The sequence below is a fragment of the Citrobacter sp. wls706 genome (genome assembly GCF_005281305.1).
GTDB classification, from domain to species: domain Bacteria; phylum Pseudomonadota; class Gammaproteobacteria; order Enterobacterales; family Enterobacteriaceae; genus Citrobacter; species Citrobacter werkmanii.
This window is the reverse complement of the sequence record NZ_SZXG01000026.1, coordinates 1-444: the sequence shown is the minus strand read 5'-3', so window position 1 is coordinate 444 and position 444 is coordinate 1. Positions and strand designations below refer to the sequence as shown.

The following is a 444-nucleotide window of genomic DNA, read 5'->3' as shown; positions in this document are numbered from 1 at the left end:
GGTTCTGTTGCAAAGTTTTCCAAAAAATCTATTTTAGTGTAAAATTGAGAAAAAAGACAGAGAGGACAGAGTAATGAATCATTTTAAAGGCAAACAATTCAAAAAAGACGTCATTATTGTCGCTGTTGGTTACTACCTGCGTTACAATCTAAGCTATCGTGAAGTTCAGGAATTGTTATATGATCGTGGAATAAATGTTTGTCATACTACGATTTATCGTTGGGTGCAAGAGTACAGCAAAGTCCTCTATGATCTTTGGAAGAAGAAAAATAGACAATCCTTCTATTCATGGAAAATGGACGAAACCTATATCAAAATTAAGGGACGTTGGCATTATCTTTATCGTGCAATTGATGCGGACGGCTTAACCTTAGATATCTGGTTACGAAAGAAACGGGATACGCAAGCAGCCTATGCTTTCTTAAAACGACTCCATAAACAGTT

Annotated in this window: 1 pseudogene; it reads left to right on the top strand. The window is 36.0% G+C overall.

Annotated features, from left to right (window positions below):
• Positions 1-73: 73 nt before the first annotated feature.
• Positions 74-444 (top strand): annotated as a pseudogene (locus FDW92_RS04895) (IS6-like element ISS1N family transposase); the annotation flags it as partial.